This is a genomic window from Brevibacterium otitidis (assembly GCF_042429315.1).
GTDB classification, from domain to species: Bacteria; Actinomycetota; Actinomycetes; order Actinomycetales; family Brevibacteriaceae; genus Brevibacterium; species Brevibacterium otitidis.
In genome coordinates, this window is the sequence record NZ_JBHMAU010000031.1 from 1 (window position 1) to 18,373 (window position 18,373).

At 66.0% G+C, this 18,373-nt stretch carries 18 protein-coding genes and 1 pseudogene; 7 read left to right on the forward strand and 12 right to left on the reverse strand.

Annotated features, from left to right (window positions below):
- Positions 1-401 (reverse strand): annotated as a pseudogene (locus ACFFN1_RS04045) (IS5 family transposase); the annotation flags it as partial.
- 173 nt (positions 402-574) lie between these two features.
- Here ACFFN1_RS04045 and ACFFN1_RS04050 point away from each other — a divergent pair.
- The 5 genes from ACFFN1_RS04050 (at position 575) to ACFFN1_RS04070 (ending at position 5,549) form a co-directional block, all read left to right on the forward strand.
- The gene (locus ACFFN1_RS04050; protein ID WP_376838846.1) at positions 575-904 is read left to right on the forward strand and encodes a biopolymer transporter Tol; all 330 of its coding nucleotides are present in this window, start codon (positions 575-577) and stop codon (positions 902-904) included.
- A 176-nt stretch (positions 905-1,080) separates the two neighbouring features.
- Positions 1,081-2,952, forward strand: a complete 1,872-nt coding sequence (gene dnaK, locus ACFFN1_RS04055) for a molecular chaperone DnaK (RefSeq protein ID WP_376838848.1) — start codon at positions 1,081-1,083, stop codon at positions 2,950-2,952.
- Positions 2,952-3,740, forward strand: coding sequence for a nucleotide exchange factor GrpE (locus tag ACFFN1_RS04060; RefSeq protein ID WP_376838850.1), 789 nt, complete (start codon positions 2,952-2,954; stop codon positions 3,738-3,740). Before dnaK ends, ACFFN1_RS04060 begins: the two co-directional genes overlap by 1 nt.
- Positions 3,741-3,968: 228 nt before the next feature.
- A complete protein-coding gene (locus tag ACFFN1_RS04065) occupies positions 3,969-5,027 on the forward strand; it encodes a DnaJ C-terminal domain-containing protein (protein WP_376838852.1) in 1,059 nt (352 codons plus the stop codon).
- A 15-nt stretch (positions 5,028-5,042) separates the two neighbouring features.
- On the forward strand, positions 5,043-5,549 hold the full coding sequence (locus tag ACFFN1_RS04070) for a heat shock protein transcriptional repressor HspR (RefSeq protein ID WP_191727365.1): 507 nt from the start codon (positions 5,043-5,045) through the stop codon (positions 5,547-5,549).
- A 120-nt stretch (positions 5,550-5,669) separates the two neighbouring features.
- Here ACFFN1_RS04070 and ACFFN1_RS04075 read toward each other — a convergent pair whose 3' ends face one another.
- The 7 genes from ACFFN1_RS04075 to ACFFN1_RS04105 all read right to left on the reverse strand — a co-directional run bounded on the left by ACFFN1_RS04075 (position 5,670) and on the right by ACFFN1_RS04105 (position 12,724).
- Positions 5,670-5,993 (reverse strand): hypothetical protein, encoded by a 324-nt coding sequence (locus ACFFN1_RS04075; RefSeq protein ID WP_376838854.1) that lies wholly within the window; start codon positions 5,991-5,993, stop codon positions 5,670-5,672.
- Complete coding sequence (locus ACFFN1_RS04080; protein ID WP_376838855.1) at positions 5,990-6,760, reverse strand: hypothetical protein; 771 nt, start codon at positions 6,758-6,760, stop codon at positions 5,990-5,992. The genes ACFFN1_RS04075 and ACFFN1_RS04080 overlap by 4 nt, the downstream gene beginning before the upstream one ends.
- 32 nt (positions 6,761-6,792) lie before the next feature.
- Positions 6,793-7,572, reverse strand: a complete 780-nt coding sequence (locus ACFFN1_RS04085) for a maleylpyruvate isomerase family mycothiol-dependent enzyme (protein WP_376838857.1) — start codon at positions 7,570-7,572, stop codon at positions 6,793-6,795.
- Positions 7,573-7,623: 51 nt separating this feature from the next.
- Positions 7,624-9,261 carry an SLC13 family permease gene (locus ACFFN1_RS04090; protein ID WP_376838859.1) on the reverse strand — a complete coding sequence of 546 codons (1,638 nt, stop codon included), beginning with the start codon at positions 9,259-9,261 and terminating at the stop codon, positions 7,624-7,626.
- 167 nt (positions 9,262-9,428) lie between these two features.
- Entirely contained in the window at positions 9,429-10,778 is a 1,350-nt protein-coding gene (locus ACFFN1_RS04095; RefSeq protein WP_376838861.1) for a PT domain-containing protein, read from the reverse strand.
- Positions 10,779-10,916: 138 nt separating this feature from the next.
- Positions 10,917-11,492 carry a hypothetical protein gene (locus ACFFN1_RS04100; protein ID WP_376838863.1) on the reverse strand — a complete coding sequence of 192 codons (576 nt, stop codon included), beginning with the start codon at positions 11,490-11,492 and terminating at the stop codon, positions 10,917-10,919.
- Between the two features lie 68 nt (positions 11,493-11,560).
- On the reverse strand, positions 11,561-12,724 hold the full coding sequence (locus tag ACFFN1_RS04105) for a diacylglycerol/lipid kinase family protein (RefSeq protein ID WP_376838864.1): 1,164 nt from the start codon (positions 12,722-12,724) through the stop codon (positions 11,561-11,563).
- Positions 12,725-12,833: 109 nt separating this feature from the next.
- Here ACFFN1_RS04105 and serS point away from each other — a divergent pair, with 109 nt between their 5' ends.
- Both serS and ACFFN1_RS04115 read left to right on the forward strand, forming a co-directional pair.
- Positions 12,834-14,123 (forward strand): serine--tRNA ligase, encoded by a 1,290-nt coding sequence (serS, locus tag ACFFN1_RS04110; protein WP_376838866.1) that lies wholly within the window; start codon positions 12,834-12,836, stop codon positions 14,121-14,123.
- A gap of 8 nt (positions 14,124-14,131) precedes the next feature.
- Positions 14,132-14,941: an HAD family hydrolase gene (locus ACFFN1_RS04115; RefSeq protein ID WP_376838868.1), complete on the forward strand. Its 810-nt coding sequence runs from the start codon at positions 14,132-14,134 to the stop codon at positions 14,939-14,941.
- 55 nt (positions 14,942-14,996) lie between these two features.
- Here ACFFN1_RS04115 and ACFFN1_RS04120 read toward each other — a convergent pair whose 3' ends face one another.
- From ACFFN1_RS04120 to ACFFN1_RS04135, 4 genes are all read right to left on the reverse strand, one after another.
- On the reverse strand, positions 14,997-15,488 hold the full coding sequence (locus ACFFN1_RS04120; RefSeq protein WP_376838870.1) for an META domain-containing protein: 492 nt from the start codon (positions 15,486-15,488) through the stop codon (positions 14,997-14,999).
- Positions 15,489-15,541: 53 nt separating this feature from the next.
- A complete protein-coding gene (locus tag ACFFN1_RS04125; protein WP_376838871.1) occupies positions 15,542-15,889 on the reverse strand; it encodes an META domain-containing protein in 348 nt (115 codons plus the stop codon).
- A gap of 120 nt (positions 15,890-16,009) precedes the next feature.
- Positions 16,010-17,959 carry a trypsin-like serine protease gene (locus tag ACFFN1_RS04130; protein ID WP_376838873.1) on the reverse strand — a complete coding sequence of 650 codons (1,950 nt, stop codon included), beginning with the start codon at positions 17,957-17,959 and terminating at the stop codon, positions 16,010-16,012.
- 203 nt (positions 17,960-18,162) lie between these two features.
- Positions 18,163-18,373 (reverse strand): HAD hydrolase family protein (locus ACFFN1_RS04135; protein ID WP_376838874.1); only part of this gene is annotated, 211 nt, incomplete at its 5' end.

Genomic DNA, 18,373 nt, shown 5'->3' on the forward strand with positions numbered 1-18,373 from the left:
CGTGGTCAGGCGACTCGGTCAGCAGATCCTTGTAATTCGACGAGTCCCTTTTTTACGCGGCTGATGTTCGTTGCGTGCTGGTGAGCACGAGCGATCGTGGAGTCGGCTGAGACGGTGAAGTCGACCTTGTCATTCTTCGCCGCAAAGTCTGTCAGCGCCTGGTGGATGGCATCCCAGGTGCCGTCAGAGGCTAAGCGACGGTGCCAGGTCCACACGGTCTGCCATTTGCCGAAGGTCTCGGGCAGGTCGCGCCAGGCGATGCCGGTGCGGTAGCGGTAGATGATGCCTTCGATCATCTGCCTGGGATCGGAGAAGGGGCGTCCGCGCTTGCCTGTTGGTGCTGGCAGGTAGTCAGCGATGAGAGCCCATTGGTCATCAGTGAGCAGCTGGAATCGAGACATGACTCAAGAGTTTCAGAAACCAACCGTAAACTTTGCCAGACACGCCCTAGGTGCCTCCCTGCCGGGAGGCATCTGATGGCCGCCCGGTTCGTCCTAGCACCGGCAGTCCCGCGGCGGCCCGGCGCCGAGGTGGGCCGCGCCGAGGTGGGCCGCGCCAGTGCGTGGAGCCGCTGGTGAGCGCTCCGGAGCGGACTGCAGACGGCCGCTACATCATCGTCAAGGGCAGGCGCTGGCGAGCCCAGGATCCTGTGCTGCCTGAGGAACTGATCGCCCCGCTGCTGAGCGCCCTCGGCACGGCCCGCTCGCAGCTCTCCCGCCGGCGCCAGCTGACCGATGAGCAGACCGCAGCGCTGCGGCAGCGCGTCACCTGGGCCAAAGAGGGCCTCGGTGAGCGCGGCACCCCGTGGTGGGAGCTGACCGAGGATGAGCGGCTCGCCCGCGCACGCGACCGGCTGGAACGCCTGGCGCGCCGGGATGGCGCAGAGCGCGACGGGGAGCGCTGAAAGAAATCTGCCTGCCGGTGGAATAATCTCCCCTCCAGCAAAGTTGAGTCTGGTGTACGCAACTTTCATGATGCTGGGTTTGACACTCGAATTCAGCGTGACAAGACTTGAGTCAGATGCACTCAACACCGGCGTCAGCCGGGTTGGGCCTGACTCACAAGAAAAGGAGAAACACTATGGCTCGTGCAGTAGGAATCGACCTCGGCACCACCAACTCGGTCGTGGCCGTGCTCGAAGGCGGTGACCCCAAGGTCATCGCCAACGCAGAAGGCGGCCGCACCACCCCCTCGGTCGTGGCGGTGAGCAAGAACGGCGACTCCCTCGTCGGTGAGATCGCCAAGCGCCAGGCCGTGCTCAATGTCAAGAACACCGTCGCCTCGGTCAAGCGCCACATGGGCAGCGACTGGACCACTGAACTCGACGGCAAGACCCTCACCGCCCCCGAGGTCTCCGCCCGCATCCTGCAGAAGCTCAAGCACGATGCTGAGGAGTACCTGCAGGAAGAGGTCACCGACGCCGTCATCACCGTCCCGGCCTACTTCAACGACTCGCAGCGCCAGGCCACCAAGGACGCCGGCAAGATCGCAGGCCTCAACGTCCTGCGCATCATCAACGAGCCCACTGCCGCCGCACTGGCCTACGGCCTCGAGCGCGGCAAGGAGGACGAGCTCATCCTCGTCTTCGACCTCGGCGGCGGCACCTTCGACGTGTCCCTGCTCGAAGTCGGCAAGGATGACGATGACTTCTCGACCATCCAGGTCCGCGCCACCTCCGGTGACAACGAGCTCGGCGGCGACGACTGGGATCAGAAGATCGTCGACTGGCTCGTCAGCCAGGTCAAGAACGGCTACGGCGTCGATCTGACCAAGGACGCCGCCGCCATCCAGCGCCTCAAAGAGGCCGCGGAGCAGGCGAAGAAGGAGCTGTCCTCGGCGACGAGCACGAATATCTCGCTGCAGTACCTGTCGATGAGCGACAACGGTCCCGTCCACCTGGATGAGACCCTCACCCGCGCGAAATTCGAGGACCTCACCAAGGATCTCCTCGAGCGTACGAAGGCTCCGTTCAAGGCCGTCATCGCCGATGCCGGCATCTCGGTCGACGAGATCGACCACGTCGTGCTCGTCGGCGGTTCGACCCGCATGCCGGCTGTGGCCGAGGTCGTCAAGGAGCTCACCGGCGGCAAGGAGCCCAACAAGGGCGTCAACCCCGATGAGGTCGTCGCGATCGGCGCCGCCGTGCAGGCCGGTGTCCTCAAGGGTGAGCGCAAGGACGTGCTGCTCATCGACGTCACCCCGCTGTCCCTCGGTCTGGAGACCAAGGGCGGTGTGATGACGAAGCTCATCGAGCGCAACACCCCGATCCCGACGAAGAAGTCCGAGACCTTCACCACCGCTGAGGACAACCAGCCCTCCGTGTCGATCCAGGTCTTCCAGGGCGAGCGCGAGTTCACCCGGGACAACAAGCCGCTGGGCACCTTCGAGCTCACCGGCATCGCCCCGGCACCGCGCGGCATGCCGCAGATCGAGGTGTCCTTCGACATCGACGCCAACGGCATCGTGCACGTGTCCGCCAAGGACAAGGGCACCGGCCAGGAGCAGTCGATGACGATCACCGGCGGCTCGGCGATCCCGCAGGAGGACATCGACCGGATGGTCCGCGAGGCCGAAGAGCATGCCGACGAGGACAAGAAGCGCCGCGAGGCCGCTGACACCCGCAACATGGCCGAGAACCTCGCCTACCAGACCGAGAAGCTCATCAAGGACAACGACGAGAAGCTGCCCGAGGACGTCAAGTCCGAGGTGCAGGGCGACGTCGATGCCCTGAAGGAAGCGCTCAAGGGCGAGGACGACGACGCGGTCAAGACCGCCGTCGAGAAGCTCAGCCAGTCCCAGACGAAGCTCGGCGAGGCACTGTACTCGCAGGGCCAGGACGGTGCCGCTGACGCCGGTGCCGGCGCTGAGGGATCGGCTGACGCCGGTTCGGACGCGACTGAGGACGACGTCGTCGACGCCGAAGTGGTCGATGAGGACGAGGAGAAGAAGTGATGTCCGCCGAGAATCCTGACCAGGGCTTCTCATTCACCGACAAGCGTCGGGTGGACCCGGAGACCGGCCAGGTGCGTACGCCCCAGGCCGGCTCCGGGGCCGCCGAGGCCGCTGAGCCGAGCGAGGCTCAGGAGCAGGCGCAGGCCGCAGCAGCCGAGGGCCGTCTCGACAGCGACGGCCCGGCGGTCGCCACCGGCGGCGAACCGGCCGCTCAGACCGACCCGGCCGCCCAGGCAGCCGATCAGGCTGAGGGAACCGAGCAGGCTCAGGGAACCGAGCAGGCTCAGGGAACCGCGCAGGCCGAGGCGCCTGCCACCTCGGGTGCGGAGGCAGAGGATGGCGCACTCGATCCCGAGAACGTCAGCCCGGCCAACGACACCGAGGCCGAGCTGCTCGACCACCTCAAGCGGATCAACGCCGAATACGCCGCCTACCGGATGCGCTCGGAGCGCGAACGCGACCGTGCGAAGGAGGCCGGGGTCGCCAGCGTCGTCGAGGCGCTCTTCCCGGTGCTCGACGAGGTCCGCCTGGCGCGTGAGAACGGCGACGTCGAGGGCCCCTTCGACACGCATGTGACGAAGCTCTTCGACACGCTCGCCAAGCTCGGCGTCACGCAGTACGGCGAGGTCGGTGAGGAGTTCGACGCCAACATCCACGAAGCGCTCATGCAGCAGCCCAGCGACGAGGTCGAAACACCCACGGTGTTCCTCGTCATGCAGCCGGGCTACATGCTCGGCGAGCGGGTGCTGCGCGCCGCCCGCGTCGGCGTGCAGGCTCCGGCAGACTGATCTGCACAGCCGGCACCCGGCATGAGCCGGCCGCAGCATGAGCTGCGGATTCCGTTCCCGAGGCGGCCACCGCCTCGGGCACGGACCGGATGGGCAGGCAGACGGCCTGCGCATGCGGTGCGTGAGGAACGACAGACCGGCAGCCGCGGCTGCCGCACAGCAGACAGGGACAGACATCCAGACACACACGACACACGATGACGGCGCGAGCCGGAAAGGAGGTGCCAGGTGAACTCCGGACCTCAGAACGAATGGTTCGACACGGACTACTACCAGATCCTCGGCGTCTCCAAGGACGCCTCGCAGTCCGAGATCAAGAAGGCCTACCGGAAGCTGGCCCGGAAGTACCATCCGGACACCAACCCCGGTGACAAGGCCGCAGAGGAGAAGTTCAAGCAGATCGGGCAGGCCAACCAGGTGCTGTCTGACAAGGAGACCCGCGAGCAGTACGACCAGGTGCGGGCAATGGGCCGCGGCGGCGCCCGGTTCTCCGCCGGTGCCGGCGGACCCGGCGGTGCCGGCGGGTTCGAGGACATCTTCTCCGGCCTGTTCAACACCGGAGGCGGGAGCACACGCACCCGCTACACCACCCGCAGCCCCGGCGGCGGGCCGGCCGGTTCGGCAGGCGGGGACATCCCGCCGGAGTTCGCTGATCTGTTCGGCGGATTCGGCGGCTCCTACGGCGGCAGCCCGTATGACAGCCCCTACGGCGGCGGCTTCTCCACCGGCCCGGTCAAGGGCGGGGACATCAAGGCGAACACGACGCTGTCCTTCACTGAAGCCGCCAAGGGTGCGACGGTCAAGCTGTCGATGCCCGGCGGTAAGCCGCTGACCGTGCGCACCCCGGCAGGCGTCAAGGACGGGCAGAAGATCCGCCTGCGTGGCAAGGGAAAGGCCAGCCCCAACGGCGGCGAGTCCGGTGATGTCATCCTCACCGTGCAGGTCGAACCCCACCCGGTGTTCACCCGCGACGGCGCGAACCTGCGGATGACACTGCCGGTGACCTTCGACGAGGCTGCCCTCGGCGCCGAGGTCGAGGTCCCGACGCTCGGCGGGATGCCGGTGCGGGTGAAGATCCCGGCCGGAACGCCGTCGGGCCGCACCCTGCGGGTGCGCGGCAAGGGCATCGAGACGAAGAAGCTCACCGGTGACCTGTTGGTGACCGTCGAGATCGCCGTTCCGCAGAACCTGACGCCCACAGCCAAGGAGGCGGTCGAGGCCTTCCGTGAGGCGACCAGCGGTGAGGATCCGCGAGCCGGGCTGCTCGATCGGGCCCGGGAGAGATGAGCGGGGTGAGCGACGATGAACATCGGAGCGACAGCCGCCGTCTACGTCATCTCCGTCGCCGCTGAGCTGGCGGGCATGCACCCGCAGACGCTGCGGCAGTACGACCGGATGGGCCTGGTGGTGCCCAAGCGCACCGCCGGTGCCGGGCGGCGCTACTCACCGCGCGACATCGAGCGGCTGCGGCTGATTCAGAAGCTGAGCAAGGAAGACGGCATCAACCTCGCCGGCATCAAGGAGATCCTCGCGCTGCGCCGCGACCTCGACGAGGCCCGCGACGCCGCGACCCAGGCGCATGCCGCCGTCCACGAGCTGCGCCAGCAGATCGAGGGACTGCGGCAGCGCGTGCAGGCCGAATCACGGGTCTTCGCCGCCGGGCAGAGCGGCGACATCGTCTCCGTCATGCACGGCAGGCGCCCGCGGGTGCGGATCGCCGGGGCTCTTCCCTCAGCAGCCAGCGCCCGCCCCGGCGGCAGCGAGGCCGATCGCGCCTCCCGCGACATCCTCCTCTACCGCCGCCGGTGAAGCGGCAGCCTGCGAGGCGATCGACGGTGAGGTTTCGCACCTGACCATGCGAAGCGGCGCCCAGCTTCTGAGCTGGGCGCCGCTTGCGCTGTCTGGGCTGTACGGCCCGGACAGATTGCCTCAGATGATGGTGTCGAGAAACAGCGGGGCCAGTGCGAACCAGCTGAGCAGCACGGCAGCCGGCCCGGAGAGCACGAGTGCCGCCGTCCACCGCAGCCGGGTGAGCGTCACCGCGGTGAGGCCAGCGGTGAGCGCGGCACACGCCCACGGCACCCAGTGGCCGGGCGTTTCGGTCAGCGCAGTGGTGAAGAACGACCCGGCGATCACCCAGCAGAAGATGAACCCGAACACGACCGCGCAGCGGACGACAGCACCGGCAGGCCGGATCGGCTGCGGTGCTGCCGCCGCTTCCGGCGGACCTTGTCGAACTGGTGTTTCGGTCATGCCCGCTGTGCTCGCTTCCGGCCGACGATCCACAGGACGATGCCGAGAATCGTCAATCCCACGCCGAGCAGGCCGCCGAACACTGCGATGAGAATGCCGCCGACGGTGGAGAAGATCCCGCCGACCGACAGGGGTGGGGCGATGATGACATCGGGTTGGTTGCATGTGATCGAGTAGGTGCCCGCTTCCTGGACCGAGAATCCGTCGATCGACTCATAGGTCCTGCCATCGAAGGAGTAGGACGACGTCTGATTCGTTCCCTTGCTCACCGGGGTGGGCCCGGTGATCGTGCAGCTGGTGAATCCGGAGTCCTCTGGCACGTAGACCTGCCACTCCGATTCCGCTTCGAAGAACTGGTTCGTGGTGCCGTTGACGCGGATCGCCTCATCGGAGAACCCTGACAGGGACGAGGCGCCGGCGATCGTCATGATGATGCCGCCGATGATGGTGAGTGCGAGGATGCCGGCGCCGATGAATGTCAGGATCTTGCCGATCAGCGGCATCTTCGACTTCGGCTTCGGGGCACCGGTGCCGGTGGCATACGGATCTTGGCCACCGTACTGCGGCGCCTGGCCGGGGTACTGCGGCGGCGGCTGCCCCTGCTGACCTTGGTGGCCGGGGTACTGCGGCGGCTGCTGCCCTGGTTGAGGTGCCTGGCTGCCGAACTGCGGTGCCGGCGGCTGGCCACCCGGAGGCTGCTGACCTCCCGGAGGCGGACCGCCTGCTGGCGGGCCGTTCGGCGGGGGCGGCTGGGGTGGGTAGCTCATGACGCTCGTCCTCTTCCTCGTCGTTGTCGGTGCTAGATCCAGGGCGGCGGCTCAGGGAGGTCCTGTGGAGTCGCCGTTCCCGAGGCGCCCTTGTCGTTGTCCTCGAGTCCGGAGTTCGGCCAGCCGCGCCCGGTGAGATAGGAGACGATCTCGGCGGCCTCGCCGGTCACCTCGATCGGCTCAGCTGGACGCGTGTCTTCCGGCCCGGCGACGACCATGCGCGGGGAGTTGTCACGGTCGGTGATGTTGAGCTTGTAGTTGACCGGTTCGTCGCGGGCGATCCACGTGTCGGTGATCTCATCGAGCAGTGCGTTGACGAGCGCGGCCGGGAAGTCGAGGGTCGTCATCCCGATGTTGAGGTCCAGGGAGTGCATCCAGGCCTCCCGCGCCCGCGCCCAGGGGATCTGCGCGGCCTGGATGTCCTTGCTCTGCCCGTTGACGACTGTTGCGTTCCAGGCCTCATCGTTCATGTCGTCGAACTCGTCGCTGAGCTCGTCGACGACCTCATGGGCCATCGTCATGACATCGCCGTTGGAGGTGTGGGCGACAGTCGAGTCGATCTCCTCATCGCGGGCCTGCCGCGAGGGGTACATCCGGTTCTCCTCACCGGTCCGGGCCCATTCGAGCAGTCGCATGAACGCCTCGGCGTTGTGGATGACGTGTGCTGCAACGTGCTTGCGGGTCCAGCCGGGCAGCGATGAGGGCTGGTCGAGATCGGCGCGGGAGAGCTGGTCGAGTGCCTGCAGGAAGAACTGCTCGCCGAGGAGTCGCAGGTCGAGGTCGCGTTGAAGCTGATCTGCATCGAATGCCATGTCCTCAGCTTAACGTCCCACCTCGGCCCGCGCCTGCGTGAACCTGAGCCCTCAGAGGAGTCCCAGCCACTTCCAGTACGTTGCCGACAGCAGCAGCACATACAGGTAGCCGGCGATGGTGAGCGGGACGCCGGTCTTGAGGAACTGCTTGGCGGTGAACGCGCCGGTGCCGTAGGCGAGCATGTTCTGCGGTGCCGAGATCGGCAGCAGGAAGCCGAAGCTGATGACGAACTGCTGGATGATGACGAAGCCGAACCCGCCCTGAGCCGCACCCGGCAGGCTCATCGCCAAGGCGATGAAGACCGGGATGAGGGCCGAGGCCAGCGAGGTCGCTGAGGCGAAGCCGAGGTGGATGAGGATGGTGAACACCGACACGACGGCGATGATCGCCAGCATCGGCATCTCCGACAGGCCGACCGCCCCGAAGGTCTTCGACGACAGCCACGCGGCAGCGCCGGTCTTGAGCAGCAGGGAGCCGAGCGAGATGCCGACGGCGAAGACGACGAGTGTGCCCCAGTTGATGAGCTTCTCGACGGCCTTCCAGGAGAACACGCCGATCTTCGGGGTGAGCATCACCGCGATCGCGACGATCGTCACCGTCGAGGAGTCGAACGGGTGCAGCAACTCCTCAGTCGACCACAGGATCAGCAGCAGCACGGCGATGATGATGAGGCGGATCTCGCGGGCGGTGATCGGGCCGAGATCGGAGAGGTTCTGGCGGATCATCTCGCGGCCGCCGTCGATCGTGTCGGCCTCGGGCTTGATCGCCCAGCGCATGACGAAGTACAGGGTGATGGACATGAGCACCGACCATGGGGCTGCCCACAGGAACCACGAGCCCCAGGCGACGTCGACGCCCATCTCCGAGGAGATGAAACCGGTGGCCACGAAGTTCTGCGCGGCAGCCGTCTTGATCCCGACGTTCCAGATCGAGACCGCCTGCGCGGCGGCGATGACGAGGAGTGCGCCGAGCTTCGAGTTGTTCGCCAGGCCGAACGCGGCGACCATGCCGAGGAGGATCGGCACCACGGCCCCGGCGCGAGCGGTGGCAGACGGGACGAAGAACGCGAGCACGATCGAGATGACGATCGCACCGATGAGGATGCTGCTGGTCTTCTCACCGGCGAACCGCAGCACCCACAGCGCCAGCCGCTTGTGCAGTCCGGTCGCCTGCATCGCCGCAGCGAGCGCGAGCGCGGCTGCCACCAGCGCGACGGCCGGGGAGGCGAAGCCGGCCAGGCCGAGTTTCAGCGCCTCAGTCGAGCCCATCGGCTCGGGGCCCGCGCCTTCTTCCAACGCTGGGGCGAAGCCGAGCAGGATCGCGGTCAGGCCGATGATGATGACGGAGGAGACCGGATAGGTCACGGCTTCGGAGACCCACAGGATGACGGCGAAGGCGAGGATCGCCAGCGCCCGCTGACCGGCCACACCGAGCCCGGGATCGCCAGGCAACAGCAGGACGACGATGAGGGCGATCCAGGCGGCGGCGAACCAGATCGGCTTGAGCCCGAGGTGGGCGAAGAATCCGTCGTGGTGCTTCGTGCTCGCAGTGCTCGAGCCGCCGCCGTGCTCTTCGACGGCCTGCCGGTCGGCGCGGGCTTCGGCCTGCTGCTTCGAGCGCTTCTCGGCTCGGGAGCGCAGAGTCGAGAAGCGCGATGCGGCCTGGTCTGAGGTTGGGTGATCGGTCATGGCAGGGATCTCTTCATCTCGGCGATGGGCGTCAGCGCGCTGCGTCCTCTTCCAGGGTATCGGGCGCAGGTGTCCGGCTGCGAGCATTCGGCCCGGTCAGAGTGTGTGGAACACATCACCCCCGGCAGTGAGACCGCCGGGGGTGATATTCACATGATGCTGCAGGTTCAGCTGCGGCGACGGGTCAGCATGACTCCGGCGGCACCGACAGCCAGCAGCGCCAGACCAGCGCCTGCGGCGGTGAGCTCGGCACCGGTGCGCGGCAGACGGTCGCCGCGCTTGCCGTCGTCCTTGTTCTTGTCATTGCCGCCCTTGCCGTCATCATCCTTGCCGCCTTCACCGACGGTGAACGAACCGGTGAGGTCATCTCCACCGGCGCAGGAGACGACGACGTCGTAGTCGCCGATGTAGGACTTCGCGGCTGCGGGGTTGTCACCGAAGACGGAGAACGAGACGGCTCCGTCGTCACCGGCCTTGGCGGTGTCGACGTGGGTGCCGATCGTGTCGTTCTTCGGGGTGACGGTCAGCTTCGCCTCCGAACCGGGCTCGCACCCGGTGGCGGTGATGGTGACGGCGCCTTCCTTGACGAAGTCGGCCGGCGAGATGCGCTCAGGGTCAACGGTCAGCGTGCGCTCGGCAGGAGTGCTCGGGTCGTCGGTCGGCTTCTGCGTCGGATCCTCGGTGGGAACCTCGGTCGGGTCGTCCGTGGGAACCTCGGTCGGGTCGTCCGTGGGAACCTCGGTCGGGTCCTCGGTCGGTTCCTTGACGATGCGCACCGTGTGCGCCTTCACCGGCAGCATGTCTGGCTGCTGGTTGCTGTCCTTGTTCGTCTCGACGCTGACCGTGATCTCATCGCCGACAGCGACCGAATCGGGCGCGGTGACGGTGAACTTCTCCTCAGGCCCGACCTTCGCCGGTGCGACCTCGTCGATCGGCTTGTCGCCGAGTGCGGCCGACGGGGCGTAGCTGTAGCCCTCTGCCGGTCCGTCCTTGACGGAGAACTCCATGCCGGCCTTCGCCTCGGCAACCGTGGCAGTCTCCGGGCCGTCGATCTGCCCGGAGTCGTAGGTCACCACCGTTACCTTGCTCGTGTTCTTCTTAGCGGTGGACAACTGCACGATAAGAGCGTCGTTCGGCTCGAACTTACCGAGGGTGGTGCTGCGTTCGGGCTTGAACGTATCGATGAACTCGTCGCTGGGCTTGAGGGTGAACGTGTACTTGCCAGACGCGTCAGCCTTGCCGTCGAAGCGGTCGACGTCCTTGATCGGCAGCGTGATGCTGGGCCCCCTGAGCATTCCGCTGATCTGTTTCACATCGACCTCGGCGTTCGGGTCGGTGTTGACGGTGACCGGGATGCCGTCGGCGAGGTCGGAGACCGGGACCGGGTAGGGCATGTCGATGGACGGGCTGGCGGCGTGCGCGGGTGCAGCGGTGGCGGCGCCGGCACCGGCGAGGAGCAGCGCAGCCGCACCGGCGGCGAGGCCGCGCAGCGACAGAGCAGAGAGACGGGTCTTCACAATTACCTCACAGAAGCAGAGACGGTTCCGTTCAAGAGAACCCGACCCAGGCATCCGCTTGTCGTCGGCCAGGTGAATCCAGCGCGAACTCTCACAGCTGGGACTCAGATTCCGACTCGCCCGCCGGCTCTGCGGCTGTCAGTCGCGGCGGCGGGTGAACATCACCGAGGCGGTGCCGACGGTCAGCAGGATCGCTCCGGCGGCCGCGGCCAGCAGATCGCTGCCTGTGCGCGGCAGCCGGGTGCCGCGGTCCTCCTGCCCGCCGGGGTTGGTGCGCGGCTCCGCGCTCGGCGCAGCGTCAGCCGTGACGGTGAAGCCGACCGTCCCGTCGGCGTCGACCATCGTCATCTCGGAGTAGTTGCCGACGTTCATGCCCTGCGGGACGACGGTCATCGTCGCCTCCGTGTTCGGCGCGCAGCCTGCAGCGGAGATGACGACGGCGTCCTCGCGGACGAACTCAGTGGTCTGCGGCATCTCGGTATCGCTGCTCGGGGTCTCGGACGGCGCTTCGCTGCTCGGCTCCCCGGCCGGGTGCTGCTGGGTGCCGGCCGAGGTCGAGGGCGATGATGTCGGCGTCGGCACGGTGATCGCTTCCGCGACGTGGTTGCCGGGCTGCTGCTCCGGGCCCCCGAGCGGCTGGGCGAATGCCGGGGACACGCCTGCGGACATGGCGAAGGCGACGAGGACCGCTGCGCAGATGCGAGGGAGTCCCATGGCGTGCCTTTCAAGCCGGGCGACCGGATACTCTGGATATACCCAGGTTCCCTTGAGGGGAAGAGGCCTCAGGCGACGGGCAGCGGCCACCCCTCCTGCCGGATGAGGCGGGTCTGCTCACGCGTCGGCGTGCGCACGATGAGTCCGTGGTGCTCGACCTGCATCGCCAGGTAGTTCGTCTCGCCGAGCGGGTCGCCGTCGAGCTGCATATCGATCTCCTCTTCGCATTCGATGACGACGGACTCGCCGCGCAGAATCTGCGTGTGCAGGCCCTTGCGCTTCTGGCGGGAGAACACCGAGGCGGCCACACCGATCCACTGGAGGGCGTTCTTCGGGGCGACGACGAGGAGATCGAGGATGCCGTCGGTGATGTCGGCCTCGGGCATGAGGACGATGCCGCCTTGGATCTTGCCGCAGTTGCCGCCCACCACCGAGCGGACTTTGGCCCGCAGCGCCTGCACGCCGTCGACGGTGATCGTCACGCGGGTCGGGGAGCCGACGAGCTTGCGGGCACCGGCCTCGAAGTAGGCCAGCCAGCCGACCTTCGACTTGAGGTCGGAGTCGGTGTCGGCCATGACGGCGGCGTCGAAGCCCAGCCCGGCCATGACGAGGAAGGCATAGTCCTCACCATCGGGGGCGGTCTGCGCGTGACCGATGTCGATCGGCTTGTCCTGGCCCCACAGGGCGATGCGCATCGCCCATTCCTGCCGGTCGAGCGGCAGGCCGATGTTGCGGGCCAGCAGATTGCCGGTGCCCATCGGGATGATGCCCATCGGAGTGTCGGTGCCGGCCAGCACCTCGGCGGCGGCGCGCACGGTGCCGTCACCGCCAGCGGCGACGACGAGGTCGACCCCGGCGTCAAGCGCCTTGCGGGCCATCGCCTCACCGGGATCGTCCTCGGTGGTCTCGATGACGAGCGGCGGCTGCCAGCCCTCCTGGCGGCACACCGCCGAGGCGACCGAGGCGAAGTCACCAGTCACATCCTTGATCGGGTTTATGATGACGGCCGCGCGCGGCTTCGGCGGGATATCGGCGCTCTGGCCTGATTGGCTGTCCGCGCTCGTGAGGACCTCAACATTGAGCTGCTGCTCCCTGCCCGCTGCAGACTGCTGCGCTGCCCGGCGATCGGCGGCACGTGAGCGGGAACCGAGCCAGTAGCCGATGAACAGACCGACACACAGGATGACGACGGCGAGGGCCAGGAGGAAGAGCATTCCGGTTGAAGATCCCATGACGCCAATCTACTCCGCGAACCGGTCCAGCTGACTCAGCCCGAGCGGGCGAAATTCCGGTGAACGGGTGCTGGGAGACGTCCTGTCATCGCAGCGATAGGCTAGGTGTGTGATCGATCTACAGCAGCTCAGAGAAACCCCCGAGGCGTTCAAGGCCTCCCAGCAGGCCCGTGAGGCGGATCCGGGACTCGTCGATGAGATCCTCGCCGCTGACGAGGCCCGGCGCGCAGCGCTGACGTCCTTCGAGGAGGCCCGCGCTGAGCAGAAGTCGTTCAGCAAGCAGGTCGCCAAGGAGAAGGACAAGGACGCCAAAGCCAGGCTCGTCGCCGAGGCCAAAGGCAAAGCGGAGAAGGTCAAGGCACTGCAGGCCGATGCCGACGAAGCCGGCTTCGCCTTCGAGAAGCTCGTGCGCAAGTTGCCCAATCTCATCATCGACGGCGTGCCCGCCGGCGGGGAGGACGACTCCGTTGAGCTGCGCCGTGAGGGCACCCCGCGCGATTTCGCAGCCGAGGGCTTCGAACCCCAGGATCACCTCGCGATCGGTGAAGGCCTCGGCGCGATCGACACCGCCCGCGGGGCGAAGGTCTCCGGTGCCCGCTTCTACTACCTCACCGGCTTCGGCGCCCGTCTCGAGCTGGCGCTGCTGACGATGGGCCTCGACACTGCTGAGAAGCACGGTTTCAGTCCTGTCATCACCCCCACGCTGGTCAAGCCCGAGGTGATGGGAGGCACCGGTTTCCTCGGTGAGCACGCCGATGAGGTCTACCGCCTCGAAGCCGACGACCTGTTCCTCGTCGGCACCTCTGAGGTGCCGCTGGCCGGCTACCATATGGACGAGATCCTCGACCTCGACGGCGGGCCCAAGCGCTACGGCGGCTGGTCGCCGTGCTACCGCCGTGAGGCCGGCTCCTACGGAAAGGACACCCGCGGCATCCTGCGCGTCCACCAGTTCCAGAAGGTCGAGATGTTCTCCTACGTCAAGCAGGAGGACGCGCTGGCAGAGCATGAGCGGATGCTGTCGATCCAGGAGGAGATGCTGGCCAAGTGCGAGCTGCCCTACCGGGTGGTCGACATCGCTGCCGGCGACCTCGGTGATTCGGCTGCCAAGAAGTACGACTGCGAGGCGTGGGTGCCGACGCAGGAGACCTACCGTGAGCTGACCTCGACGTCGAACTGCACGACGTTCCAGGCCCGCCGCCTGAAGATCCGCGAACGCACCGACAAGGGCACCCGCCCGGTCGCCACGCTCAACGGCACCGTGGCCAACACCCGCTGGCTCGTCGCTCTGCTGGAGAACCACCAGCAGGCCGACGGCTCGGTGCGCATCCCCACGGCGCTGCGCCCCTATCTCGGCGGCATGTCGGGCTACGGGCCGGACGGCGCACGCTACGAAGACTGAGGAGAAGATTGAAGCCCCACATCATTGCTCTCGACGTAGACGGCACGATCGTCGACTACGACGACATGATGACCGATCGGGTGCGCTCCGCCATCCAGGCAGCTGAGGCTGCCGGCCACCATGTCGTCATTGCAACCGGCCGTTCAGTCGGCGGCGCGCTCGAGGTGGCCAACCGTCTCGGACAGCGTGACGGGTACCTCATCGCCTCCAACGGTTCGGTGATCGTGCGGATCACCCCGGAGGCCGAGAGCGGCTGGGAAGTCCACCACGTGGAGACCTTCGACCCGGGCCCGATGCTCACGCGGATGCGCGAGCACCTGCCGATGGCACTGTTCATGGTCGAGGACGCCGAGCTCATGCGCTGGGCGTCTGGGGAGTTCCCGGTCGGTGAGCTGGCGTCGAATGAGCAGCTGAATCTCGTGAGCTTCGATGAGCTCATGGACAAGGAAGCCACCCGTATCGTCATGCGTGAGCTCAACGGCAGCAACGAGGAGTTCCTCGACGCTGTCGAGCGGATCGGCCTGCACGGTGTGACCTACTCCGTCGGCTGGTCGAACTGGCTCGATATCGCACCTGAGGGTGTGTCGAAGGCCAGCGGCGTTGAATACGTCTGCCAGCGGCTGGGCGTCGCACGGTCGGAGACCGTGTGCGCCGGCGATGGCATGAACGACATGGAGATGATGCAGTGGGTCGCCCACGGCATCGCCATGGGCCAGGCGAAGGACGCGCTCAAGGAGCGGGCCACCGTCATCACCGGCACGGTGACGGAGGACGGACTGGCGACCGCCCTGGAGGAGTACTTCGGCCTGGACAGCTGAGGCAGCTCAGCGGTCCAGGCCGTCCGGTTCTGCGGTGCAGTGCCGCGGAAAGGTGTTACTTCTCTCGGATGAGAGTGCCGATCTCCTCGCCGTCCTTGTCCTTGACGGTCATCTCATCGGCGTTCTCATTTGAATCGGTGAGCTCGAGAGTGCGGGCATGCTGCAGCCAGTCGTCCACTCCCTCGCAGGCGCGCATTGTTGAAGCCCACGGATCCAACGTAACGGTCGCGCCGTCGATCTTGTAGGTGGTAGAAATTCCGTTGCAGCCGTCGGTTCCGATGACGTTGCCGTCGGTCTTGAAATTCAGGAACGGATCGCCTTTTTCGTCTGATCCCCAGACTCCTTCTATGTCCTTTTCTGAAAGAGCTTTCGAGGTCTCGGTGGGATCTTCGGTCGGGGTGTTTTCACCGGTGCTGCCGGGTTGCTCAGATGCTGTTGGGGAGTCGGTTGGGGATACAGTGCCGTTGCCGCCTCCGGTTCCGCACGCGGACAGCAGGAGCATGCTGATGCCTGCGAAGGCGAGGGCAGTAGTGTGCAGTGGTCTCATGTGGTCCATGATATGCGGGCGCCGGGAGAGGAGCTACGCGGGCCTGCGGATTGTCAGGCGGTTCTGACGTCTCCTGCAGACCGTCTCAGCGTTCCGATCTCTTCGCCGGCACGGTTGCTCACCGTCATGGTGTCCCCGTCGACCTCGGCGAAACGCGCGTTCCGCAGCCAATCATTGACACCCATGCAAGCGCGCATTGTGGAGATCCATGGTTCGAAGGTGACTGTCGAGCCTTCTAAGGAATATGTGGTGTTGATGCCGTTGCACCCATCGGTGCCCCATGCGGCACCTTCGTCGTTGAAATTCAGATAGGGCTGACCCGCCTCATCTGACTTCCAGGTGCCTGCTATGTCGTTCATGGAAAGGGCGTTCGGGGTATCCGGGCCGGGTTCGTGTGCCATGGTGCCAGGCTAGCGGGTGTCCGGCACTGCTGTGAATGCGATTCGGGCTGTGAACCGTTGTGGTTCACAGCCCGAAACAGCTGGTGTGTCTGCTGTTAGGCAGTCACGGTGTCAGCGGTGTCAGTTCTTCCGACGACGTGCCAGGACGTAGAGTCCTGCGCCACCGGCGATGAGAGCGGCTGCAGCTCCGAGGGAGCCGAGTGCTTCAGAACCGGTACGCGGCAGCTTCTTCTTGTCGTCATCCTTGTTCTTGCCGCCGCCCTTGCCGTCGTCGTCCTTGCTACCGGCCTTGGTGACGGTAAACGAGCCGGTCAGGTCGTCGCCGCCGTCGCATGCGACGGTGACGTCATAGTCCCCAATGTAGGCGTTGGGGGTGTCGGAGTTTTCTCCGTAGACGGAGAATGCGACGTTGCCGTCCTTGTCGACCGTGGCGGTGTCGGTGTGCCCGGTGACGTTCGATCCGCGCGGCTTGACCGTGAGGTTGGCCTCGGTGCCCGGGGTGCAGCCGGTGGCTGCGATCTGGACAGCGTCCTTCTTGACGAAGTCGGTTGCCTTGATGTTCTCCGGGTCGATCGACAGAGCGCGCTCGGCCGGGTCATCCGACGGATCCTCAGTTGCGGTCGGCGATGGAGTCGAAGTCGGGTCATCCGTTGCGGTCGGCGACGGAGTCGAAGTCGGGTCATCCGTTGCGGTCGGCGACGGAGTCGAAGTCGGGTCATCCGTTGCGGTCGGCGACGGCGACGGCGAAGCATCACCCTTCACAGTGACAGTCACCGTGGTCGGCTCGGAGACGTTGTACTCGCCCTTCTTAGCGACGAACGTGTACTTGTACTCACCGGCCTTTTCCGGAGCGGTGAACGAGAACTGTTTTCCGTCGACCTTGAAACCCTCAGGCTTGGTAGCACTATCGGCTGCAACTTCCGCCTTGGAGCCCGCTGCAGTGGTACCCGAGACGGTCTCACCAGGCTTGACGGTCACGTTGTCGATCTTCGGCGCCTCGACGTAGAGACGGACCTGGTAGCCACCGGTCTGCTTGAGGCCGTGGTTGATGTCAGTTGCGAGCGAAATGCGCTGTCCGTTCGTCAGCTCGCCGCCTGCGCTCAGCACACCGAGAGCTTCGCCCTTGTCGTTGTACCAGGCGCCGCCGGAGTCTCCGCGGTCACTGTGGTTGGTGGCCACGAAGCCAGTGACCCAGCGAACCTTCGGGCTCGTGTCGTTCTCGTCCACGGGGTCACCGACCTTGAACTTGAAGTTCGCTTTGCTCAGAACCTCGCCTTCGTGCATTCCGGTCGTGCGTCCCGAACGCTTGACTTTCATCTTCGGCTCGGCCGTTCCAACCGACGTGATCTTCGTCGTCGACAGCGAAAGGTCGCCGTCGCTCTGAGTCGTCCAGTCCGTCACCTCGGGCTTGAGGCTGTACTTATCGTTCGACTTCTTGATGACGGCGATATCCGTCACCGTCGGGTCGTCCTCGTTGGCGTACCGGTCCGTCTTTCCGCCGAACTGGCTGTAGACGAACTTGCCGAACATCTCGCCCTCATGGAGCTCGGTCGGGTTGAAAACACTGCCGGTCTTGTCGGTCTTGGGGTTGGTCACGCCGACATGATCGAAGGTGCCTCTTGCGGTGCTGTGACAGTGACCAGCCGTGATCACCACTTCTTCGCCGCTCGGGCTCCAGCCTGGGAAGCCAAAAGAGCAGCCAGACTGGATTTGGCCGGCCGTGCCGGAGTTGTTCGAGTAGTAGCCTGCACCGCCGACGACGTCACGGTCGCTCAGCGCCTTGATGCCGTCTTTGAGTTCGATCAGTTCGACGTTCGTGTGCTTCTTATCGAAAGCAAAAAGTGCCGAGGCGGCCTTCTTGTCCGAAGCGTCGACCATCACGAGGAGCTTTCCGTCAGCGCCAGGCCCGTAGCCGATGGCGCCCATCTGCTCGACGTCTTTGGCGACCTGGGCTGAGGCTGGATCGAGTGGGGTGGCTGCGAAAGCCGGAGAAGCAGCGAGGGAGCCGCCTGCTCCGACGATGATTGCAGCGCTCAGGCCCAGGGCCCGCAGCGAATTGCTTTTCGTCATGTGTCAGTACTCCAAAGGTGTGTTCAGTGTCAATGCTGGCTGCGGGTTCGGCGGGAGGAAGTCCGTTACCATTCCGCAACACACGAGTCTCAGAGTAGCCTGAGTGCTCCTGAAGTGAAAGCTGGGGCAGGTGGGTTTACGTCGAATTCACCTTGCGAATGACTGTTTGCGCAGGTGAAATGACCCCGGGGGTACCGAAAGATTTAGTCGGAGATTCGGACAATCTCGCCAGAACCCCCGTCGTTGCGACGCTGTGCTGCCGCTGCGAAGGCCCGGATCGCTTCAGTGATCCCCCCATCATGCACTGCAGGAGCTACGGCGCGGGCTGCGGCGAGTGTGGTTGGGTGGCCGTCGGCCATGGCGTAGCCCCAGCCGGCCCAGGTCAGCATCTCGATGTCGTTGGGCATATCGCCG